This is a genomic window from Virgibacillus sp. 7505, from assembly GCF_002272135.1.
Taxonomy (GTDB): domain Bacteria; phylum Bacillota; class Bacilli; order Bacillales; family Amphibacillaceae; genus Terribacillus.
This window is the reverse complement of record NZ_NPBF01000530.1, coordinates 1-203: the sequence shown is the minus strand read 5'-3', so window position 1 is coordinate 203 and position 203 is coordinate 1. Positions and strand designations below refer to the sequence as shown.

1 protein-coding gene is annotated in these 203 nt (G+C 46.3%); it reads left to right on the top strand.

Going from position 1 to position 203, the window contains the following annotated elements; all coding sequences use genetic code 11:
- On the top strand, positions 1 to 203 hold a 203-nt coding region (locus tag CHH91_RS20085; RefSeq protein WP_141234302.1), incomplete at both ends, for a phenylalanine--tRNA ligase beta subunit-related protein.

Below are 203 nucleotides of genomic sequence, written 5' to 3'. Positions count from 1 at the left end.
ACACACCATTTTATCAAGCCCTTGTAATAAAAGATGTTAAAATCGGACCATCGCCTTCATGGCTGCAAAACCGGCTAATGGCAGCAGGTATCCGTCCTATCAGCAACGTTGTTGATGTCACCAACTACGTGCTTCTCGAATATGGGCAACCATTGCATGCGTTTGACTACCATGCCCTTGGCTCGAAATCAATCCATGTGCGT